Raw genomic sequence first — 22466 nt, 5'->3', positions numbered from 1 at the left:
AATTTCTGGATTCCAGACTGGAATGACACCATTTGCTGTCTTCAAAAATGAATGTTCGTACAGCTATGTGTCAAGCACTGGGATGACACCATTCTTTTTTCTGGATTCCAGTGTCTGGGCACTGGAATGACACCCCCCTGATAGGCTCAAATCATAATGTTTGTACAGTTGTGGGTTTAGGCTACCTATAAATTCTAAACTTGTTGTTACGCACCAAATACATCCCCAGGACCCAAAGTCAGTTTAGCTATATCAGAAAACAGGTTATGTGGAAATCTTAAAATACTTCTTGTTCGCCAAGCAAAATAAATACATTCCTACAAACAAGCAGATGCTTAATACTGACGCATAAGAAAACTTAAAAATTAAATCTCTAATATATATTGATAAGCATTTACCTGCAGAAAATTTGTATAGTAATCCAACACATACAACGGCACTATCAATTACTGATGCAATAATTAAAGTAATGAAATTTGCCATATGAAAATTCAACTTGGACTTCAATTTTTCAAAAACAATTATGCTTGAGAGAAGAGATACTAAAATTGCAGTATATGAAATCAATATCATCAAATTAAAAATTTGCCATTTAAAAACATAACATAGCGCTGTACACACTATTAAGCTGTACTTAGCTTTGCTTTTGCCATAAAATTCAACCATTGAATTTATAACTAAAGCAGCTCCCACAAATAAGGCAGCACATATCATTAATTTATTTGAAGTGTTGAGTAAAGAAAGACTTATAAACAGGAGTATCGATAAAATAGACATAATCAAATTTAATAACATACATTTATTTTAAGTAAATATTGCACATAGTGAAAGAGTTATTTAACCTAATGGAAAACAAAAAACATTTTGAACTGACATGCTATAGCTACCCAAGAAAGGTTTTCCTACGTCATACCGCCGCGGCCGCTAACAAGCAGCGGGATGACGGTTTATCAAATCGTCTGTAAACCTAAGTTACTTTAGCTATATAATAACTATTTCCCAAATCTTTCAGATTTACTTTTAAAACATCCTTTATGTTTAGCACCTTTTTCTCTGTTACTTTGCCAATACATGAATAAGCAGCATCTTCAAACAACGCTTCAAACCTCTGCTGATTTTGTGGTGCAATAGTAACCAAAATTCTACTTTGCGACTCAGAAAACATTATTATCTTGTTTATTATGTCTGTATTTTGTGTTTTTCCTATTGGTACTAGTGAAAGATCGATTTCAGCACCAAGGTCTCCTGCAATTAGCGATTTTGCCAGAGCAATAATTAAGCCGCCTAAGTTTGGTGCAATTGCAGAGGCAATTATGCCATCTTTTATTGCCTGGTTGTAACGCTCATACAACTTCCTAGCGCTCTTTGCATCAACTTTTGGCACGTTGTTATTATCTATTCCACTATATAACTGATATTCAGATCTGCCAAGCTCATCGTGGGTTGTACCAAGCACATATATCAAGTCTCCTGGCATCTTTACGTCAAGCGATACCGCATTTTCAATATTGTCTATAACTCCAATTGCTGAAATGAGTAATGAAGGTGGTGCAGATATCATCACTTTCTCGCCATTTTCGTCATATCCCTTGAAGTCATTGAACATACTGTCTTTTCCGGATATGAATGGTGTTTTAAATGCAGTTGCAAAGTCATAACAAGTTTCTGCAGCTCTCTTTAGTTGCCACAACCTTTCTGGATTATAAGCATCGCACCAGCAAAAATTGTCGAGCAACGCTAGATGATTTATATTTCCTCCTGCAGCTACGTAGTTGCGTATGGCAGTGTCAATTGCACATGCTGCCATGTGATAAGTGTCAATTTCTCCATAACTTGAGCCAAATCCCTGCGATTTTACAACACCTTTGTTTGAAGAAAGAACTGGCCTTGAGACGATAGCTTCGCTGCATACTCTTCCCTTGCCTTGCAGTGGTTTCAGTATTGACGATCCTTGAACCTCATGGTCATATTGCACCACTATAAACTCTTTGCTGCGTATGTTTGGTCTGCTTAGCATTTCTTTTAGCTCGACTTCTAAAAAAGACGGATTTCTAGCGCATGACGCTGGCTGGTCAGCTACTTGAATGAAAGGGGAGGGGGCTTTAGACCATGGCTTTGTTTGTAAATGCACTGTGGGATTACCGTCATGCAAAAATTCAGTTTCCATATCCATTATTACTGTCCCTTCAGGACATTTAACAACAGCTTTACCACTTTCGTTAAACTCTCCAATCACACAAACCTCCACATCATGTTTTTTCATGATTTGCTTAAACATAGGAAGATTTTCTTCTGGCACTGCTAAGGTCATTCTCTCTTGTGATTCTGATATCCATATTTCCCACGGAGCCATACCATCGTTTTTAAGGAGAACCTTGCTCAAATCAACTTCAAATCCGTCTTTTCCCATTTCACCAATGGACGATGATAGACCGCCTGCTCCATTATCCGTTATTGCATTATAAAGACCAAGATCTCTTGCTTTTATGACGGCATTGGATAGTTTTTTTTGTGTTATGGGGTCGCCAATTTGCACAATCGTTGAAGGGCTGTTTCCCGACAAAGCCTCTGAAGAAACCGTTGCGCCGTGAATTCCATCTCTTCCAACTCTTCCGCCAATAATTACGATCTTATCGCCATTTTTTGGTCCTTTAATGTGTGAAGGTGCGTTATTTATGTTGCGTGGAATAATTCCAACGCTTCCGACAAAAACTAATGGCTTGCCACAAAATCTATCGTCAAAATATACTGATCCAAGTTGCGTTGGAATACCAGAGCAGTTACCAGCAACATTAACGCCATGAATCACTTCTTTCATTATATATTTTGGCGGTAAGATCTCATTAGTACGCTCTTTATCCCTATAGAATTTGCCTTTTGCTTCTTTGGCAAAGCAAAAGTAATAGGTATTCATTATAGGCTCCGCGCCTTTCCCGAAACCCACTATATCACGATTAACTCCAAGCACTCCGGTCATTGCTCCACCAAATGGATCAAGAGCTGAAGGGCTATTGTGAGTTTCAACTTTATCTACAATCAAGTAATCGTCATCAAAAATTATTCCTCCTGCGTTGTCGGAGAAAACTGACACGCATATGTCAGAATTTATCTCACGCGTTGCACGCTTAATATAATGAGCATATAGACCGTCTTTTATTTCATCAATAGGGGAGCAAAAAATATTGTGTTTACAATGTTCAGACCAAGTCTGTGCCAGAGACTCAAGTTCAATATCATATGGATTTCTACCGAGTTTTTTAAAGTAATCCTTTATAGCTTTCATTGCTGCCAGCGAGAGCCCTAAAGTGCCATTACCATTGATTCCATCTCTGCTGATCTTTTCAAGCTCTTGGTCACTCACATTGAGGTCAACAGATTTCGCCCCATTACTACCTGATGTCATCCCAGTGCCCTCTTCTGTCATCCCAGTGCCCCGACACTGGGATCCAGAAAATTTCAAGCAGTTGTATAATGAAAACTGGATTCCAGTGTCAAGCACTGGAATGACACCAGGTGTTGTATTCGATTTACCATAATATTTCCAGCTATAGTTCTTACAGATAAGTGTGCAATACTCAGTGATAGGGTTGAATTCTTGTTTTATATCATCTTCAGTTGGCAAATTCCCTTGACTTAGAATCAATTTTGAACTTCTTGCTTTTATCTCAATTGATGTCATTCCAGTCCTTTCGTCCGTCATCCCAGTGCCCTGACACTGGGATCTATAGATTCCAGCGTCACGCGCTGGAATGACAGAGGGGGAAATTTGCATGACAGATGGATCGATATAGCCTTTGCTTATTAAATATTCTGTAATAATTTGTTTTGCTGTGTTGCCTACATTGTCGGTCATGCCAGGTAAAAAGCTTATCTCCAAGCCCCACTTTGCTTGTGGTTCTATGAAGTTATATTGAACTTCTTCAAGGTTTTCATTATAGAAATAATAACGGCAATCTTGTATGATCTTATTATAAAATAGCCCACAAATTTCTTCATATAACTTTGGTGGTAATTCTTTGTGTATATAAATCGAGTAAACGTTGACTAACCATCTGCGGCCAACTTGTTCACATTTATTAAAAACTTCTATTCTGATGTTTGCCATGTAATATTGTGAAAGACTTTAATATATCATAGCATAAGAAACTGCAAGCACATTTATATTTTGAGTGATTTCTATATAATAAAATATTGTATTAATTGTTACTGTTAGTGGGAAGAGTTTTTACCGTTAACGTGGATGAGTCCTTTTTCAATGTATTGGTTCAGCACATATTTTCTGAATATGAAAGAGAAAAAATTCCCGAGATAAAGATCATACTTCCCTGCAAAAGGGATGTAATAGCGTTGCTGAGTGCGTTCAAGAATTATAACGCTAAAAAATGCATAATTTTGCCAGAGATAGTTTCGCTAGAGAACATCGATGAGGAGGATTTAATATTAAATCTTGATAGAGTTAAGGTTATCAATCCAACAAAGAGGATGCTGCTACTCATTCAATTCATATTGGAGTGGAATAGAAAAAATAATGATAATTTCCCAATTGATTTAGCTTATAGCCTGCCATCATTGCTTCAATCTACCCAAACAATGAATTGTTATCAATTCGATGAACATTCAAAAAAAATAGAGAATTTCATAAGCTTACTCATTGAGAGTTGGAATAAAATTTTAAAAGATTTAGGAGTAGTAGATATATTAGAACATAAGAGTGATTACATAAACAATATGATAATCTCTTTACAAAAAGACCAACATATAATCTTTGTTGGAATTGGAAGGGATAAGTCGTTAATTAAGGCTATATATGACCTGCCGTTTGGAAAAATAATTTTGCCTAATCTGAATTTGAAAATTAAAGAGAAAGATTGGCAATCACTTGATAAAAAACATTATCAATATTGCCTGAAAGATCTGCTCGATTATTTAAAAGTGGATAGAAGGGATGTTAGCTGCTTGAACACTATAGAGAGTGAAGTAACTGACTATGTTTTTGATACAACTGCCGAACTGAGCAAAGTTGGTGATAGATCAATTGGCAATATTGAAGTCATCACTTGTGATTCCAGAGAGGAAGAAGCACAAGTGACATCATTAATTATAGAGAATGAAGGTTATGAAAACGTTTCTTTGGTTGTCTTTGATAAATTACTTGCAGCTCGTATAGCATGTTTATCAAGGCAACACAGTGCCATACCGGAAAATTATCCTTATATAACACTCCTACTTTATAGTATCGAAGTTTTGACCTCAAATTGGAGCAGTGTGTCATTACTTTCGCTCCTTAAACATAGGCTAGTGACTTTTGATTACACTCAAGAAGAGTACTCTCAGATTTTATCTGAATTTGAAATAGAGATATTACGCAACTTTAGTACAAATGGCCTTAAAGATATTATAGATGCTATCAATGCCCATAAAAAGCTAAAATATAAAGAAGATATATTACTTATTATCAGTAAGTTAGAGGCTATACTTAATCTTTTGCTTAACTCTATAAATTGCCCTATTTCTGATGTGGTGGCAACTCATTTGCAGTGTATTAATATATTATCTGGTATAAATTTTTCAGAGCTAAATAGTGAAATAGGTAATTTTACCTGTAATTTCTCAAATGCATGTGAAGGTATAGAAATTAAGTGCTCCTTAGAGTTATATAGCCAAATTCTGACCTTATTTTTAGAGAAAGAGTTTTTCTCTGTAGCAAATGACTTGAATAAATTCAGCTTATATCACAACAAGGTTGTAATACTCGCTGGATTTAATGAAGCGCCAAGCTTTCAAGGGCCGCTTTTGAATGCACTTACGAGAGAAAAATTTAACCTTCCTTCTGCGCAAGAAGAGCAGGGGTATTTTTTTTATACTTTACACAATTTGTTTTGTGCAAGTAAGGTTTATATTACAAGATCGCTAAGCCATAGAAAACCAATTCTATTGCAGCGTTTGGAAATTCTGCTTAAGGAGGGGAAACAGCCGTATCGTGATTGGTTGAGGGTATTAAATACGCCTGAATGTACTGTTCCATATACTCAGCCTATGCCAAAACCTCAAACCGAAGTTAGAAAAGAAAAAATGCAGGTGATGTCTTGCAGTGCAATAGAAAAGCTAATTCGTAATCCTTATTCATTTTACGTTGAATATATACTGGGCCTTAAACAATTAAGAGACTTGAATTTTAAGCCATCGATATTGGAATTTGGCACTATGGTACACAACATTCTTGCAAGATATTTACGCAACAAAAAGTCGCTGATGAGCATTGTACGAGAAGCATTCTCGACTAGTCAGTTTAATTTTTCAAATATGTGGTGGGTAAGACTGCAAAGGATAATTCAATCTTTTGTCGAATTTGATAAGACTCGAAGCAATTATGTTGAGTTGGAAAAGAGCTTTTCCTGTCCGATATTTCATATTCCAGCGCGTGACGCTAGTTCTTGTGATCAGTATGAAACTGCTTGGATGACGAATAGGCCACAAGAAATTTTACTGACAGCAAGATGTGATAGAGTTGAGTATCTACCAAGTGGGCAAATAGCAATTATAGACTATAAACTTGGTTCACCACCTTCCAATGAAGAAGTGATGTCGGGGTTTTTTCCGCAATTAATTTTACAAGCCTTAGCGGTAGAACATATAACAAAAAGAAAAGTCTCAGAACTTGCTTATTGGAAACTTGATTATGATAAAATAAAAGTTGTTTCTATACAAAATTATAGATACAAAATGCAAGAATTAAAAAATGATCTGCCTGGTTTTTTATCTAATTATTTAAGTAATTCCACACCTTTTATTGCCTCTCCATATTTTCTGAGATTTAACAGCTATAAACAGCTAGAAAGGGTAGGGGAGTGGTTGTAAATCTAAGTAGCTGACACTGGTTCCTTTATGACGGCAGTGCCACTATGATGTCATTCCAGTCTGGAATCCAGCCTTTCCATCCAAGACGGTGTCATCCGAGTAGCCCCTTTTTTGTCATCCCAGTGCTCCTAATAATGTCATCCCAGTGCGTGACACTGGGATCTAGTCTTTATCGTACAGCCACTTATTTAAAGTTAAGTTTTCTGGATTCCAGACTGGAATGACAAGTTCTCGGCAACCCCTACATCATACCACCGCGGTATCTCTTAACATAAGACCTGCTGCGAATCAAGCGATAAAAAAAAGGAAAGGAGGGTGACTAAAATCAAGGTTAACTAAAAGGCGTGCTTAAGATTTACAATACCAGCAATAATATTGAACCTCAGGTTATATTTTTTCTGAAAATTGCGATAAACATTCGACATAATCTTAAATATCTTTATCTCTCGGATCTTGTTTTCTACTCTCATTCTAAATGATGCTAATCTTCTATTATGCTCTGGAGTTAATGGCTTTTTACGATACTTTTTATATGGAATTATAACATTGCTTTGCAATTTTTGCCAACCTTGATATCCAGAATCGGCATGTTTTATGCTATCAAGTGGTAAATATTTTTCTTGTTTCCTTATGCGGAAATCACTAATTCTACCACGGTATGACTTTGACACTGATAAAATTCTTCCTCCTTCTTCGATAATAATCTCAGTTTTCATAGTGTTGGTTCTTTTTTTCCTGAATATGATTTCTTCCGTTTTTTACTATCTTCTGGTCTCTGTATTTGCTGTTCTGTAACATCAGCCAAAATCTTCAGTATTTTTTCTGGCGTCATACTTCTATCTTTTGTTATAGTCACTTTTTTGGCGAGTAATGGCTCTATTCTCTTAAGTAACCTACATACATTTGCGTTGTGTACATTGAATAGGCATCCTAAAAATCTATGTGTTATGTAAGTGCGATAGTACAAAATTACGCAAAACAACTTATCTTCCAGAGTTGGTAGTTTTGATCTTCTACCATGACACTTTTTCTGTTTTTCCCATCCAGACCTCACTTTTTCCACTACTTTTTCGAACTCCTCTATAGTTAAACCTGTTATATTACGAAAGTTTCTTGGGTATTTTTTCATATTATAGTAACTAAAGCTCATTTTTTTTCCTTACTTGATCTGCTTATTCTTCTTCTACCTCTCTCACATCATTTTTTCAATCACCTTTTTCAGCAGGTCTTAAGTTACTTTAGCTACAAACATTAAGAAATTTATCAAACGAAAAAAAAGGCAAAAGAAGCCCTAGTCATTGTCTATTTTCAGTATTGGCGTTTTTTAAGTCTTAAACGCTGCAATTTAGCTGCTTTTAAACGGCAACTAACCTTAGCTTTAATATTTAAGAAATTTACTAGGCAGAAAAAAAAGGCATAGAAAACCCGTGGTAGCTAGTCATTACACTCTCTATTTTAAAATTTGACGTTGGGTGATGTCTTGAACGCTTTATAAGCGCGTTTCAGCTTATGTAGGTAAAAACCTAGAAATTTTATAAAGACATACGGTGCACATAGTGCAAAAAATTAAACAATAGTACGCCAAATACAAGTTTTCTTGTCATTTTAATCTGCTGCAGAGATTGCGAAGTTAAATAAAATAGCTTCACTTTCATGATAAGGGGGCTGGCGGGGTTTGTCAAGGAAGTTTTTTCGTTAGCAAATTTTAATGTAAAATTACTATCAGAAAACAGATTATGTAAGAGAGCTAATTGTTCTGCCACAATTTTGCTCTATCACACTTGCCACATTTAATATTCCAGCTTCGTCATAATAATTTCCAATCACTTGCAAGGCAAGTGGTAAACCCTCATTGGAAAGCCCAACAGGAACAGAAATAGCAGGCAATCCTGCAAGACTTGCTGGCACGGTAAACACATCATTGATGCACATAATTAGCGGATCTGGCTTTTCATTTAAGCCAAAAGCTTCTGTTGGAGCAGATGGCACAAGTATGTAATCTATTTTTTCAAACGCTTTTATAAAATCATTTCTGATTAATGCTCTAATGCACTGCGCTTTTTCGTAATATTCATTATAATGACCTGAAGAAAGCGCATAAGCGCCAATTAAAATTCTTCTTTTCACCTCTTTACCAAAACCTTCTGCTCTTGTTAGTGAATACATTTCTTCAAGGGTATCAGTATCAACCCTTAATCCATAACGCACACCATCGTAACGAGCAAGATTGGATGAAGTTTCAGCAGAACAGATTAAATAATAAACCGGTATTGCATATTTAGTATGTGGCAGAGTAATGTCAACAACTTCAGCGCCATTTTCTTTTAAATAGGAAGCAACTCTTTCCCAATTATGAACTATTTCCTCTGAAATTCCATCCATCCTATATTCTTTTGGTATACCAATACACTTACCCTTGACATCACCATTTATAAAGCTAGAAAATTCAGGTACTGGCTTTTTGCTCGATATTGAATCTTTTTTATCATAGCCACAAATTACTTCCAGCATTAATGCTGAATCAGAGACAGAACGAGTAATGACTCCTGCTTGATCCAGAGAACTCGCAAATGCAATCATACCAAAACGCGAGCACCTTCCATAAGTTGGTTTTATTCCAACTACTCCACAATAAGCTGCTGGTTGGCGTACAGATCCACCGGTGTCGCTTCCTAACGCTCCAGCGCATAAAAATCCAGCAACCGATGCTGCAGATCCACCAGATGATCCACCAGGAACAACTTTTTCTTCGTCACTTTTTCTAACCCACACATTTTCAACAGGACCAAAATAGCTATTGGTGTTCGCAGAACCCATAGCAAATTCATCCATATTAAGCTTACCGAGCATGGCTGCTCCACTTTTTAAAAGCAAGTCAGACACTGTAGATTCGTAAGTCGGAACAAAATTTTCCAGCATTCTTGAGCATGCTGTTGTTTTGATTCCTTTTGTACAGAATAGATCTTTGATGCCAACTGGTATACCCATGAGCGGCAAGATTAAATCATCTTTTTGCCTAGAGAAATATTCATCTGCAACTTTAGCAGCTTTCATTGCTATCTCTGGGGTTTTTGTTATAAATGCATTTAACTCTTCATTTTCAACTGCATCGATGTGTGCTTCTATAAGCTCAACAGCAGAAAAATTCCTCTTTTTAAGCCCATCATGCATTTGTGTAATGCTTAACTTTCTTAATTCATTCATCAATATTTAATTTTTAGCAAGACATTAATTATAACATGGCACGATAAAAAATCCATACATTTATAGTTACAGCTAAATCTGTACATAATTGATGCTCAGAGTGTAAAGAACGCAGATACTGCTGAAGAAAAAGGCTAGACGCTAGTAAAAAAATCTCAGGGCCATATCGCAGTTGATACTCAAGACATGCAATTTATGTAGCAACTGCAGGAACAACTAGTGCTGTGAGAATGGTCAACAATGCAAAAGAAAACCTTTCTGGAGTTAAGAATATACTGGTTGATGCGGGCTATACAGGAGGGAATTTTGCAACGCAAATAAAAGATATTATTGGTGCAACTGTTGAAGTAATAAAGCGAAGTGAATTTGAACAGGCTCTTACAAAGTATACAAAAAACGTTTACAATCAACGTTCAACGTGATAAATTAAAGACGGTTTATTCCTCGGTAGCTCAGTGGTAGAGCAGTTGGCTGTTAACCAATTGGTCGCTGGTTCGAATCCGGCTCGGGAGCTCTTCTCTATGAAATTCTAGTGTTAATCTTATATGGGCATTAAATCAATCGTTTTATGCATACTAGATGGCTGGGGAAATGGAGTAGAAAGCAGTAAATATAATGCTATTAGCAACGCAAATCCACCCTGTTGGCAATATATTAGCTCTAATTATCCAAAATGCAGTTTGTCCGCCTGTGGAACTGATGTTGGGTTACCTGGTGGTCAAATAGGTAATTCAGAAGTTGGCCATATGAATATTGGCAGTGGTAGAGTAGTAATGCAAAGCCTTCAGTGCATTAATCAAGAGATTGGAACAATAGAAAACAATGTAAATCTACAAAGTTTTATTAGTAATCTAAAAAGTAAGAACGGAGTATGCCATATAATGGGATTAGTGTCAGATGGCGGTGTTCATTCGCATCAAAAGCATATTTCGACTTTAGCAAATAAAATATCACAGCATGGAATCAAAGTGGTGATACATGCATTTTTAGATGGCAGAGACACATTACCAAATTCAGGAAAAAAATGCATTCAAGAATTTATAAAGAGTATAAAGGGAAATGACATAAGAATTGCTACTGTTTCTGGGCGTTACTATGCTATGGACCGTGATAACAGGTGGGAGAGAACAATTGAAGCTTATGAGGCTATCGCATTTGCAAAGGCACCTCGTCATGATAATGCAGTATCGTTGATTGATGAAAGTTATCAAAATAACATAACTGATGAGTTTGTCAGGCCCGCAGTAATAGGTGACCATCAAGGTATAAAACCAGAAGATGGAGTGCTGTTGGCTAACTTTCGTGCTGATCGAATGATACAATTAGCAAGTATTTTGCTTAGTAAAACAAACCATACTGAAATAGCAAAACTCTCTTCAATTTTAAGCATGATGAAATATAAAGAAGATCTCAAAATTCCTTATATTTTTCCTTCTATATCTTTTGCTAACACTTTAGGACAGGTAATAGCAGACAATAAATTGCAACAATTACGCATCGCCGAAACCGAAAAATACGCTCATGTGACTTTCTTTTTCAATTGTGGAAAAGAAGAACCTTTCTCTGGTGAAGAAAGAATACTCATTCCCTCACCGAAAGTTCAAACTTACGATTTGCAGCCCGAAATGTCAGCCTTTGAGCTCACAGAAAAGCTTGTAGAAAAAATTCACTCCCAAGAATTCGCACTGATAGTTGTAAATTACGCTAATCCTGATATGGTAGGGCATACAGGTAATATAAAAGCAGCCGGGAAAGCTGTGCTAGCTGTAGATGATTGTCTTGCGAAAGTGCTGAGTGCTGTTAAAAAGTCAAGTAACACTGCATTAATTGTTACTGCAGACCATGGTAATGTGGAATGTATGTTCGATGAAGAAAATAATACACCTCATACAGCGCACACTCTAAATAAAGTGCCATTTATTGTGTCTTGCGATAATCTAAAACTAAGAGACGGAAGGTTATCTGATATTGCCCCTACTATTTTACAGCTACTTGGAATTAAGAAACCTGATGAGATGACAGGTAGTTCGTTGATTGTATAATTTTTCGCATTACTCTCTAACTGGATATGCACAGCTGTTGTAGTTTGAGACACCGGAAAGGTGTCATTCCAGTGCTTGACATTGGAATCCAGATTAAAGATTAAGTTGTAATCTTATATTAAAAATAATATCTTTGATAGTGAAAGATTAGATTCCAGTGTCAAGCACTGGAATGACATCATAGGAGTTATCCGATATTGCCCCTACTATTTTACAGCTACTTGGAATTAAGAAACCTGATGAAATGACAGGAAGATACCGTCTCGTCAGTCAAAAAAAAATTATAAAAATTGAACCTTAAGCTGTATTAAATAAGACTTGATCTGACACTTTAAAAAAGTAAGTTATAAAATAATAAAAGAAAGGAGTGTTAGAAATGAGTACAATACAAACAAAAATACTAAAACCAAAGCTAGGGTTATTAGAACTAGCAAAACAACTAGGAAATGTATCTCAAGCATGTAAAGTGATGGGATACTCAAGAGATACATTTTATCGATTTAAGGAGTTATATGAAAATGGAGGAGAGGGAGCATTACATGAAATAAGTAAGAAAAAACCGCTATTAGCGAACAGAGTTTCCGATAATATAGAAAGAACAGTGATTGGTATAGCAACAGAATTTCCAGCATATGGGCAAGAAAGAGCTGCAAATGAACTGAGAAAAAGAGGTATAATAATTTCTCAGGGAGGAGTAAGGTCTGTATGGCTAAGAAATGACCTTGAAACTCTCAAAAAGAGACTTAAAGCACTAGAGACAAAAGTAGCTCAAGACGGAATCATTTTAACTGAAGAACAACTTGCAGCTTTAGAAAAAATGAAAGAACAAAAGGAAGCTCATGGTGAAATTGAGACGCAACATCCAGGTTATTTGGGTTCTCAAGATACCTATTATGTGGGCAATATCAAAGGTATAGGGCGAATTTATCAGCAGACTTTTGTTGACACTTATTCCAGGGTTGCAATGGTTAAACTTTACACGGACAGAACAGCTATTACAGCTGAAGATCTTCTCAATGATAGGGTTATTCCATTTTTTGATGAGCAGAAAATTCCATTATTACGCATTCTAACTGATAGGGGTACGGAATATTGTGGCAAGCCAGAAAATCACGCTTATCAGCTATATTTGGGAATCGAAAATATCGACCATTCTAGAACCAAAGCCAACTCTCCACAAACTAATGGCATATGTGAAAGATTTCATAGAACTATGCAAGATGAGTGTTACAATATTATCTTTAGAAAGAAAATCTACAATTCTTTGGAAGATCTACAGATTGATGTTGATTGTTGGTTGCATTCTTATAATGATACAAGACCTCACTCTGGTAAGTACTGCTATGGAAAAACACCTATGCAGACTTTTCTTGATAGCAAACATATTGCTTTTCAGAAAAATATTAGTAGCATTAAACAAGAGACTGATATTAGTTTTAACTACCTCAATTCTTCTGTCAGTTAATTCTTGTCTGTCAGATTAAGTCTTATCTTTTACAAACCAACTACATTCAATAAATTCGTGTAAGATGCCATTTTATATGAGATGGCTTAGAAGCATTTTTTGATTTTAAACTCCAGTCAACCTCTTAGCCCTATAGTTTTTCTGGATCAAAAGCCTTCTTTGAGCTTAGAACACCAAAAACAATATGGAGTAACTTACGCATCGCAGCTCCCACAATGGCCATATTATGCTTGCCTTTTTCTTTTAATCTCTTGCAAAAAGTTATAATAATAGGATTGTGATTTTTAGCTACTATAGCAGGAAAATACATTGCCTTACGTAGTGTTCGTGAACCTGATTTACTTAATCTGGGCTTGGCATATACAGATGAACCTGATGTTATATTTCGTGCCAGCGTATGCTGCCAATTGCCTGGCATGTATAAAAGCCTTTATGTCAGGAATTTCCGCTAAAATAGCTATTCTCTCCTATACCTGAATAGGAGTTGAAAATCTTCCAACAATTCTTTGTGTTGTTTTAATAGTTCACGTATGGAGTTTTTTATTGTTTCTATTTTTTGCTCTATGTTGATTGCGAGGTCTTCCCAAGCATTTGCAACTTCTTTAGGTAGCCTCTCTTTTTTTTCTAGGTGGTTATTTACTAATGTCAATTCATCTTTTAATGCAGCCGAGCAACGATAAAGATGTTTCAATTTTTTTAACTCAGGAGCAGGTGGTGTCCAGCGAGTTGGTTCTTGTCTTTGGCAATAATCAGCAATAATTTCTGCATCAGTCTGATCATTTTTTTGTCGTATAAGCTTACTCCTCGCATAAGATTTTATGCAATAAGAACACTAACAAAATGTCCAGCGTTGTGCAGAAACTCAGCCAAAGCTTCGCTATAACAACCAGTAGCCTCCATGCAGGCTTTTACTTCTTCTACATTATGTTTTTGTAGAAAGCTAAGTAGACCTTGAAACCCAGAATCCTCGTTTTTAAAACTCCTTTTTCTAGTTTCATGTCTTCCTTTTTTGCTTATAAATGAGAGAAAAACATCAAAGCGATCTTTCGATACGTCTATGCCTAAAAAGTTGTTGATCATATATACGTTACCATTAAAAATGAAAAGTAAGGCTAGTCTTGTGAATACAGAATTAGAACCATTTAGGTTTTTCTACGATACCGTCCAGCCTGTACTCTTGAGAAGGGAACTCTTATCTACCTCACAGATTCTATATCTAAGACCGCTGACAGAGTTCTTCCCTTCTCCATCTAATGCTTAAGCTTAAAACATTAGATGCTTTTTACAAGATACAAGTTCGTTGATTTCTTGCATTACCCTCTGTCATTCCAGCTAGACGCGCTGGCAAATAGATGTGTTTTAACTTAACCCAACTTTTAAATTCTCTGCTGTCAATATTAACGACTCATTAAAGAAGTTATCCATATCACCAATACTACCTACGCTTTTTGTACTGATAATTCTTTTAACTAGATTAGATAAAACTTTATTAGGGCCAATTTCAACAAATTTGTTAATGCCACGGCTTGCCATATACAAAACCATTTCTCTCCATTTCACTCTGCTTATGACTTGTTTAGCAAGTAAAGCTTTTATAACTTTGGGATCATTCTCCTCTTTAGCTGTAACATTTGATATCAAAGGAACTATAGGACGGGTTATTTTAATACCCTCCAAAAATTTCAAAACTTTTTCATCAGCAGGTTTCATAAGAGATGAGTGAAAAGGTCCACTAACTTGCAATTTAATTATTTTCTTTACACTTGAGTTTTTAAATAAGTCAGGTAACATTTCAAGGGCTTCTGCAGTACCACTTATAACTACCTGCCCACCGCCATTATCGTTTGCAATTTCACAAACTCCATCAATTTGGGTTGATTTCAATATATCTTCTACTTCGCTTATCTCTGCTCCAAGCAATGCGACCATTCCACCTTTACATTTCAAAGAAGCTTCATGCATTGCTTCGCTGCGAACTTTCAGCAGCTTGACTGCAGACTCAAGAGTCAATGCTCCTGTAGCACACAGCGCTGTATACTCGCCAACTGAATGCCCACAAACATATTTAACATTATGACTAGGAAAAAGAGATTTATGCTCCATAACACGTAGCGTCGCAATTGACACTGCCATTATAGCTGGCTGAGCGTTTTCTGTAATGGTTAATTCTTCAATAGGACCGTTGAAGATTAAATGAGACAGCTTTCTACCCAATATGCTATCTACTTCATCAAAGACTTGTCTTGCAACGGAAAACTCACTATATAAGCTCTTTCCCATTCCTACAAACTGAGAGCCCTGACCAGGGAAAGCGAAAATCATGATAACTATTATTTATTCCTTATTAAATATACTACTTTATTTATTTTTTGTCAATATTTTAGAATAATGATTGACTTAGTGAATTAAGTTCACTAGAATGTTAACTGACTAAAAGTTGTAAGCAACAATGACAGAAATCAATTATCATAAAGTTACCATCGTTATGACAGACGGTCAAGAGTTTGAAACTCGTTCCACTTATGGAAAGGAGGGAGATAGGATAAAACTCGATAGGGATCCTCTCACTCACCCTGCATGGACTGGAAGTTTGACAAGCGGGTCAGCAAGTAAAACTAGCAAATTAGCTAAGTTTAACGATAAATATGGGGATATTTTCTAGTTTTTCGCTTCTTTTTTAGATGCATAAATACAAAAATATAGGCTATATCGCTTCTGAGTCACTAAAATCGCAGGAAGTATCTAAACTATTAAAGAAACTTAATTTTATCAATATAACAGAAGAAAATAAGTCCGAAATTGATCTACTGATAGTTGTTGGCGGTGATGGCTTTATGCTGCGTACCTTGCATAATTACGTCATAGAAAATAAAAACATGCATGTGTATGGGATAAATACCGGCAATGTTGGATTTTTGATGAATAAATGCTTTAAAGATTTAATTGATCATATAGAGCACGCAACTTCAACTCAGTTAACTTTACTAAAAATGGAAGCCACAGACACAAGTGGCAAGAAATACCACTATATAGCGGTAAACGAAGTATATGTTTTTAGGAAAGCAAACCAAATAGTAGAGATGAATATCACTATTAATGATAAGCTAAAAGTAGAAAAATTTAGAGGGGACGGAGTAATATTATCTACTCCCACAGGCAGCACTGCATATAACTTCTCTGCCGGTGGCCCAATCTTGCCGCTAAATTCAAATTTACTTGCATTAACCTCTATCAATAGCTATTACCCAAGGCATTGGAATGGAGCGTTAATATCAAACGATACAATCGTACAAATTGACATTAACGACACAAAAAATCGTCCAGCGCTTGTAGTATCAGATTACAAAGAGTTTCATGATATATCGCAGATAAAAATACAGAAAGATCACGAAAATACAATCACTCTGCTCTTTGACAAAGATTACCCTCTGAATGAAAGGATCTTTGATAGACAATTTCTATACTAATAATTATCCGTAAATTGGTATTTACTACATCTTAATAACTATAGCGTAATCAATGCAGCATAGTAATTAATTTTGGAGTGAATATGCATGGGTCAGTCGAAGAATCAACAGTAAAATTAACTTCTTACGAACAAACAGGTGAAAATAGCAAGATAACACTAAAAGATCCACCATCGCCTGAAGTAGCAGGAAATCTTGAAAAGTCACGACAGACGCAGGAAGGGTTATATGGAAAAGAATCAAGTGATGAAGAAACGGATCCTACTTATACATCTATAAATCGACAGAAAGATGGTGATGGAGCACCACCAGTTCCGCCAAAAAATCCAGCTTTACTAGACAGAAATTCGCTTAATCTTAATACTCAAGTACCACCATCCCCTTTTTCACCACAACCAAAAGATGAGGTTTGTGTTGACGCGCCACAAAATTCAACTCTAAGCAGATCACTTTCTCAAGACACAGTATTTGATAACCCTGAGAATCTTGATCTTGATAAAACATCCACACGGTTAAGCGGAGAATTGAGTGACAAACTTAGCAATACGTCTTCAACTACTTTACCATCATATAAAAGCAAAGATGGCTCTGAGAAGTCTTTGCTCTCAGAGAGTGAATTTGGCATAAACAGCAATGCAACTTCAGAAAACAAAAAAACAAACAGAATCTGGCCAAGGGCAAAATATGCTATTCAGCAGAAGGGCTTCATAATTTTCAGTGCAGCTGCTATTATGTTTAGCGCATCCGCAGCTTTAGTATATTTACAAGATAAAGCAAAATTTGCTGCACTTTTTGCAAACGGTTCACTCTATGTCACTATACCGGTTATCGCACTTGCTGCGTTGCTTGCAATTAGTCCAATACTTTTTGCAATAAAGCAATTTAGAAATACTGCAGAGCATAAAACTCAAGAAAAAAATGCGGATGGAATTTTAGCTGAGGTGTTGGAGCATCAGCCAAAAGATAAAGCTATAAAATCTGTAAGACTGGAATATAGCAATGGCACTCATTCAAATTTTGTATTTAATGCTTGGGAAGCTAAAAACAACTTCATTAACATTGACGAAAAAGTAGTTAGTAGAACTAATAAAATAGAATCAGTAATTAACAATAGGCCACTATTTACTGCATTACTGACCGGTGTAGTTGCTGCAAATATAGCACTTCCTTTATTGCTGTACGCGGAAGGCGGTGTTAATAACGTACAAAAATTTTATCAAAACCCTTTGACTAATGACATAGGACTATCATTACTTATAGGCTCAGGTATACTTGCATTATCAATTATATGTCTTGGCGTGCATTATTATAGAAAAACAAATTGCACTAACCTTATATATTCTCAGGAAAAGATTGACACTAAAAGCGTTAACAAGAAATTCATTGAAGAGATAAAACAAGAAAGAACAGAGGTTCTTGGAGAAAACCACAGTAAAGACGCTAAACGCAGCAGCTTAACGCTTGAGCAAGTTGTGGTTCAATCTCATAATTGTAAGGACGCTGTTTATAGTGTCGGTTAATAAAATGCATGATATAGCTAGTGCAACCCTGTCATACCGCGATTCATTCGCGGTATCTCTTGGCATAGATCCCGCTAACACGTAGCGGGATGACGGTTGTCATGGTGTCATCCGAGTAGCCTCTTTTTTGTCATCCCAGTGCCCTGACTACTTGGATCCAGAAAAAAGAATGGTGTCATGAAAGTAGCCTCCTTCTCCTGTCATTCCAGTGCCTCCTTCTCCTGTCATCCGAGTAGCTGACACTGGTTCCTTTATGACGGCAGTGCCCAAAGGTGTCATCCGAGTAGCCCCTTTTTTGTCATCCCAGTGCCTATTCCTTTGTCATCCAAGTAGCCTCCTTTTTTTGTCATTCCAGTGCCTATTTCTTTAGACCTGCTGCGAATCAAGCGATAAAAAAAGGAAAGGAGGGTGACTAAAATCAAGGTTAACTAAAAGGCGTGCTTAAGATTTACAATACCAGCAATAATATTGAACCTCAGGTTATATTTTTTCTGAAAATTGCGATAAACATTCGACATAATCTTAAATATCTTTATCTCTCGGATCTTGTTTTCTACTCTCATTCTAAATGATGCTAATCTTCTATTATGCTCTGGAGTTAATGGCTTTTTACGATACTTTTTATATGGAATTATAACATTGCTTTGCAATTTTTGCCAACCTTGATATCCAGAATCGGCATGTTTTATGCTATCAAGTGGTAAATATTTTTCTTGTTTCCTTATGCGGAAATCACTAATTCTACCACGGTATGACTTTGACACTGATAAAATTCTTCCTCCTTCTTCGATAATAATCTCAGTTTTCATAGTGTTGGTTCTTTTTTTCCTGAATATGATTTCTTCCGTTTTTTACTATCTTCTGGTCTCTGTATTTGCTGTTCTGTAACATCAGCCAAAATCTTCAGTATTTTTTCTGGCGTCATACTTCTATCTTTTGTTATAGTCACTTTTTTGGCGAGTAATGGCTCTATTCTCTTAAGTAACCTACATACATTTGCGTTGTGTACATTGAATAGGCATCCTAAAAATCTATGTGTTATGTAAGTGCGATAGTACAAAATTACGCAAAACAACTTATCTTCCAGAGTTGGTAGTTTTGATCTTCTACCATGACACTTTTTCTGTTTTTCCCATCCAGACCTCACTTTTTCCACTACTTTTTCGAACTCCTCTATAGTTAAACCTGTTATATTACGAAAGTTTCTTGGGTATTTTTTCATATTATAGTAACTAAAGCTCATTTTTTTCCTTACTTGATCTGCTTATTCTTCTTCTACCTCTCTCACATCATTTTTTCAATCACCTTTTTCAGCAGGTCTTTTGAGAAAAAGATTTTACTAATATATAAACCGCACTACGTAACCTTTTGCTCTTAATCTCATTATATCCTTTGACTAGCTTTAACACCTCTTCATCGTAAACTTCATGTGAGCCGGCATGCACATCAGTAAAAAAGTTAGCAACATCAATCGATAGGGCTTTTGCTAAATCATATAATCTACTAGCCAAAACACAATTTGAGCCATTTTCGTACCTTTGTATCTGTCTATATGAGACACCTATTCTTTTTCCCAATTCGGTCTGCGTTAAACCATGATCTAGCCTTAATTGTTTTATCTTTTTACCTAATTGCACTTTTCACCTCTTATTCAAATTTACAACAAATTTTATGAAGTGGAAAAAAAGCTAGCAAAGTAATTGCTTTAATAATTTCTGCCTCTCGCTAATTAAATTGTTTGGCCTTACGTATTTTTTCTCAATTTCCCTCATCTCTTTTTCTCGTTCTGCAATGCTATTTCGTATTACTTCAGCCGAATATCTGCTTTTGCCAGATGCAAACTCTGATCTTAATCTTCTAACCTTATATTCGAGCTCAGCAAATCTTTCATGCTGCTCAAGAAGCTCTATCATGTGTTTGATTTCAGAATTTAGCTTTTTTTCCTCAACATCTCTCACAATAAAAGAAAGCAGAAGCTTATCTATTTGGTAATCAATATTTGGTTGAGTAGCAAATAGATTGATCATAGCTTTTACATCAGTAGGATTTGCAACTAATAAGCTAAAATTACTACATAAAAAACTATAGAACTTTATCGTCTTTACAAGATAATTTTTCATATCTTGTGATAATTGCAATTCTTTGTGAATTCCTGACAGCAATATTTTCAATTCTTCCAAGTATTCTACATCAAAATTACCTACTTCTGTAGGTAAAAGGATCATTAGCAGCTTTTTTACAAGCTCAACATCATTTGATTTTACTGCATTATAAAGAGCTTTATCCTTATCTTCTTTTAAATCATAAAGCTCTGACGAGTTATCTATGCTGAATAGATGTTCAGTATTTCCCTGAGGAGAGTAGATTAAAATGTCCACTTCTCTTAGCGGGTGGTCATCATTAAACTTTTCTAGTAACTGCTGATCGGTGGTTTCCTCTATTGCTACAGCAGCTTTACTGATCTTTTTCAGTTCAGAAACATTATCTCTTGAATTTTCAAGTATGTCTTTAGCCTTGTCTAGCAGCTGCTCATATAGAATTACTTTTTCTTCATCATCAAGTAGCTGACAATGCTTCTTCAGCTTTGCAGTGGAATAAGACAGGAGATCCATTTCTTTCAATTTTACAATCACAGTACCCAACTTTTATTGAAATTGAAATAATTTTTACGAGATATGTTTTTCTAGCGTAAATGCCCGTAAAGTTTGTTACTATAATTTATAGTAAATCAACAAGTCGTATAGTGTTAACAATTAAATAACATTTATCACGTTATGATCGAATAGTAATGAAATTAAGTGAGGGTTACAATGAAAAAAATAAATAGTAAAAAATTGTCTAGTAAAATGTTAAAAGCGGTAGAGCGAATAGCAAAAGAAGGGTTGTTACCTAATTTTATAAAAGCTGCTCCAACAGCAAATAAAAAGATTAGTAAATTACCTGTCTTAACATATCCTGAGGAGCTCAATCCATTTCAATCAGCTTTATGCAAAATAAGGCTAAGTGAATATGAAAATATGAAACTAAATGAATTTTTGGAAAAAGCTATTGCAGCTAAAAATATAAACGAGTTAAGTAAAGTTGTCGATGAAGCTTTGGATTTAGGAATAAGAATAAATGCTGCCAATAAAAATGGCTTTAGCTTCGCTAACGTTACAATGTTTAAGATGTATCGTGATGAATTCAAAGAAAATAAACAAGAAGATATAATCAGAAAGTTAGCCTTACATGGAGCAGATTTTAATGTACAAGTTGATAAGAAAATAGCTGAAAAAGTGCAAAAAGAAATTGAGCCACAAATATATAGTAGGCTCAAGAAACTTAGGGAAGTTGGAGAAGACGCTACTATAGAAGGAACTGTTGAAGATGTAGAAATTGATAATAAGACCTTCTATATTGAATTTTCACATAGCTGCATAGTTGATGTTGCCAAAGTTGTAGAAGGTGCAAAAAATTTGGGCTTAAGTAAAGGAGACTTAAACCTTGGCGGTAATATCATAAAAATAGGTGATGGTGAAGTTGAGGTCAAAACCGGGAAAGACGGTAAAAGAAATTATGTAGATATATCCGATAACAGCGCTTTTACAGTAACACTTTGCACTAGCCTAGGAGAGCTAAATTTAATGGTATATCACGATACAGAAGACTATCATCAAGTACAAGTTGAGGTGGAAGATGAAGAAATGTGGAATGAGTTGCAAAAAATAGGAGAAATCATAGGACAGGGGTGTTTATTTGGTGGAATGTCTGTTAAAGAAGCAGTAGAAAGAGGCAGTTTTACTAGGTGTGGAAGGTGGGGTGACCAAAATTCTAAAAGTAGTGAGACTTTTTCTTGGGTAAACAAATTAAAAGATACCAAAACGACATCTGTAGGACGTTCTTAATTGGAGGCTATGTAAAACATAGCCTT

Annotated in this window: 16 protein-coding genes, 1 tRNA gene and 3 pseudogenes; 10 read left to right on the top strand and 10 right to left on the bottom strand. The window is 35.7% G+C overall.

Annotation, left to right across the window (positions count from 1 at the left end):
• Nucleotides 1-264: 264 nt before the first annotated feature.
• Both MWH06_06390 and MWH06_06385 read right to left on the bottom strand, forming a co-directional pair.
• Entirely contained in the window at nt 265-573 is a 309-nt protein-coding gene (locus MWH06_06390; GenBank protein ID UPA54872.1) for a hypothetical protein, read from the bottom strand.
• A gap of 394 nt (nt 574-967) precedes the next feature.
• A complete protein-coding gene (locus MWH06_06385; protein UPA55767.1) occupies nt 968-3283 on the bottom strand; it encodes an AIR synthase-related protein in 2316 nt (771 codons plus the stop codon).
• Nucleotides 3284-3428: 145 nt separating this feature from the next.
• On the opposite strand from MWH06_06385, the gene MWH06_06380 reads away from it, so the two are divergent.
• Both MWH06_06380 and MWH06_06375 read left to right on the top strand, forming a co-directional pair.
• A complete protein-coding gene (locus MWH06_06380; GenBank protein UPA54871.1) occupies nt 3429-3536 on the top strand; it encodes a hypothetical protein in 108 nt (35 codons plus the stop codon).
• 676 nt (nt 3537-4212) lie between these two features.
• The gene (locus tag MWH06_06375) at nt 4213-6858 is read left to right on the top strand and encodes a PD-(D/E)XK nuclease family protein (protein UPA54870.1); all 2646 of its coding nucleotides are present in this window, start codon (nt 4213-4215) and stop codon (nt 6856-6858) included.
• A gap of 335 nt (nt 6859-7193) precedes the next feature.
• Here MWH06_06375 and MWH06_06370 read toward each other — a convergent pair.
• Both MWH06_06370 and gatA read right to left on the bottom strand, forming a co-directional pair.
• Nucleotides 7194-8008 (bottom strand): annotated as a pseudogene (locus tag MWH06_06370) (transposase).
• A gap of 584 nt (nt 8009-8592) precedes the next feature.
• Nucleotides 8593-10062: an Asp-tRNA(Asn)/Glu-tRNA(Gln) amidotransferase subunit GatA gene (gene gatA / locus MWH06_06365; protein UPA54869.1), complete on the bottom strand. Its 1470-nt coding sequence runs from the start codon at nt 10060-10062 to the stop codon at nt 8593-8595.
• Between the two features lie 230 nt (nt 10063-10292).
• Here gatA and MWH06_06360 point away from each other — a divergent pair, with 230 nt between their 5' ends.
• The 4 genes from MWH06_06360 to MWH06_06345 all read left to right on the top strand — a co-directional run bounded on the left by MWH06_06360 (nt 10293) and on the right by MWH06_06345 (nt 13569).
• Nucleotides 10293-10484 carry a hypothetical protein gene (locus MWH06_06360; protein ID UPA54868.1) on the top strand — a complete coding sequence of 64 codons (192 nt, stop codon included), beginning with the start codon at nt 10293-10295 and terminating at the stop codon, nt 10482-10484.
• A 19-nt stretch (nt 10485-10503) separates the two neighbouring features.
• Nucleotides 10504-10574, top strand: a tRNA-Asn gene (locus MWH06_06355).
• A 33-nt stretch (nt 10575-10607) separates the two neighbouring features.
• Nucleotides 10608-12104 (top strand): 2,3-bisphosphoglycerate-independent phosphoglycerate mutase, encoded by a 1497-nt coding sequence (gpmI, locus tag MWH06_06350; protein ID UPA54867.1) that lies wholly within the window; start codon nt 10608-10610, stop codon nt 12102-12104.
• 376 nt (nt 12105-12480) lie between these two features.
• Nucleotides 12481-13569, top strand: coding sequence for an IS481 family transposase (locus MWH06_06345; protein UPA54866.1), 1089 nt, complete (start codon nt 12481-12483; stop codon nt 13567-13569).
• Between the two features lie 105 nt (nt 13570-13674).
• On the opposite strand, the pseudogene MWH06_06340 reads toward MWH06_06345, so the two are convergent.
• A pseudogene (locus MWH06_06340) lies at nt 13675-14649 on the bottom strand (IS110 family transposase).
• Between the two features lie 279 nt (nt 14650-14928).
• Nucleotides 14929-15891: an ACP S-malonyltransferase gene (fabD, locus tag MWH06_06335; GenBank protein ID UPA54865.1), complete on the bottom strand. Its 963-nt coding sequence runs from the start codon at nt 15889-15891 to the stop codon at nt 14929-14931.
• Nucleotides 15892-16018: 127 nt separating this feature from the next.
• On the opposite strand from fabD, the gene rpmE reads away from it, so the two are divergent.
• From rpmE to MWH06_06320, 3 genes are all read left to right on the top strand, one after another.
• Nucleotides 16019-16231, top strand: coding sequence for a 50S ribosomal protein L31 (gene rpmE, locus MWH06_06330; GenBank protein ID UPA54864.1), 213 nt, complete (start codon nt 16019-16021; stop codon nt 16229-16231).
• A 19-nt stretch (nt 16232-16250) separates the two neighbouring features.
• Entirely contained in the window at nt 16251-17036 is a 786-nt protein-coding gene (locus tag MWH06_06325) for an NAD kinase (GenBank protein UPA54863.1), read from the top strand.
• 83 nt (nt 17037-17119) lie between these two features.
• A complete protein-coding gene (locus MWH06_06320) occupies nt 17120-18556 on the top strand; it encodes a hypothetical protein (GenBank protein ID UPA54862.1) in 1437 nt (478 codons plus the stop codon).
• Between the two features lie 275 nt (nt 18557-18831).
• On the opposite strand, the gene MWH06_06315 is transcribed toward MWH06_06320, so the two are convergent.
• The 4 genes and pseudogenes from MWH06_06315 to MWH06_06300 all read right to left on the bottom strand — a co-directional run bounded on the left by MWH06_06315 (nt 18832) and on the right by MWH06_06300 (nt 21168).
• Nucleotides 18832-18978, bottom strand: coding sequence for a hypothetical protein (locus MWH06_06315; GenBank protein UPA54861.1), 147 nt, complete (start codon nt 18976-18978; stop codon nt 18832-18834).
• 6 nt (nt 18979-18984) lie between these two features.
• Nucleotides 18985-19799 (bottom strand): annotated as a pseudogene (locus tag MWH06_06310) (transposase).
• Between the two features lie 67 nt (nt 19800-19866).
• Nucleotides 19867-20193, bottom strand: coding sequence for a helix-turn-helix domain-containing protein (locus MWH06_06305; protein UPA54860.1), 327 nt, complete (start codon nt 20191-20193; stop codon nt 19867-19869).
• Nucleotides 20194-20244: 51 nt separating this feature from the next.
• The gene (locus MWH06_06300; GenBank protein UPA54859.1) at nt 20245-21168 is read right to left on the bottom strand and encodes a hypothetical protein; all 924 of its coding nucleotides are present in this window, start codon (nt 21166-21168) and stop codon (nt 20245-20247) included.
• Between the two features lie 198 nt (nt 21169-21366).
• Here MWH06_06300 and MWH06_06295 point away from each other — a divergent pair, with 198 nt between their 5' ends.
• The gene (locus MWH06_06295) at nt 21367-22440 is read left to right on the top strand and encodes a hypothetical protein (protein UPA54858.1); all 1074 of its coding nucleotides are present in this window, start codon (nt 21367-21369) and stop codon (nt 22438-22440) included.
• Nucleotides 22441-22466: the final 26 nt, after the last annotated feature.

This window comes from Wolbachia pipientis (genome assembly GCA_023052945.1).
Lineage (GTDB): Bacteria > Pseudomonadota > Alphaproteobacteria > Rickettsiales > Anaplasmataceae > Wolbachia.
This window is presented reverse-complemented; position numbering and strand designations above follow the sequence as displayed.

Bases quoted from the DNA above. Each gene is read 5' to 3' on its own strand.
- MWH06_06390 (UPA54872.1), bottom strand. From the start codon at position 573: ATGATATTGATTTCATATACTGCAATTTTAGTATCTCTTCTCTCAAGC.
- MWH06_06385 (UPA55767.1), bottom strand. From the start codon at position 3,283: ATGAAAGCTATAAAGGATTACTTTAAAAAACTCGGTAGAAATCCATAT.
- gatA (UPA54869.1), bottom strand. From the start codon at position 10,062: ATGAATGAATTAAGAAAGTTAAGCATTACACAAATGCATGATGGGCTT.
- MWH06_06360 (UPA54868.1), top strand. From the start codon at position 10,293: ATGGTCAACAATGCAAAAGAAAACCTTTCTGGAGTTAAGAATATACTG.
- gpmI (UPA54867.1), top strand. From the start codon at position 10,608: ATGGGCATTAAATCAATCGTTTTATGCATACTAGATGGCTGGGGAAAT.
- MWH06_06345 (UPA54866.1), top strand. From the start codon at position 12,481: ATGAGTACAATACAAACAAAAATACTAAAACCAAAGCTAGGGTTATTA.
- fabD (UPA54865.1), bottom strand. From the start codon at position 15,891: ATGATTTTCGCTTTCCCTGGTCAGGGCTCTCAGTTTGTAGGAATGGGA.
- rpmE (UPA54864.1), top strand. From the start codon at position 16,019: ATGACAGAAATCAATTATCATAAAGTTACCATCGTTATGACAGACGGT.
- MWH06_06325 (UPA54863.1), top strand. From the start codon at position 16,251: ATGCATAAATACAAAAATATAGGCTATATCGCTTCTGAGTCACTAAAA.
- MWH06_06320 (UPA54862.1), top strand. From the start codon at position 17,120: ATGCATGGGTCAGTCGAAGAATCAACAGTAAAATTAACTTCTTACGAA.
- MWH06_06300 (UPA54859.1), bottom strand. From the start codon at position 21,168: ATGGATCTCCTGTCTTATTCCACTGCAAAGCTGAAGAAGCATTGTCAG.
- MWH06_06295 (UPA54858.1), top strand. From the start codon at position 21,367: ATGAAAAAAATAAATAGTAAAAAATTGTCTAGTAAAATGTTAAAAGCG.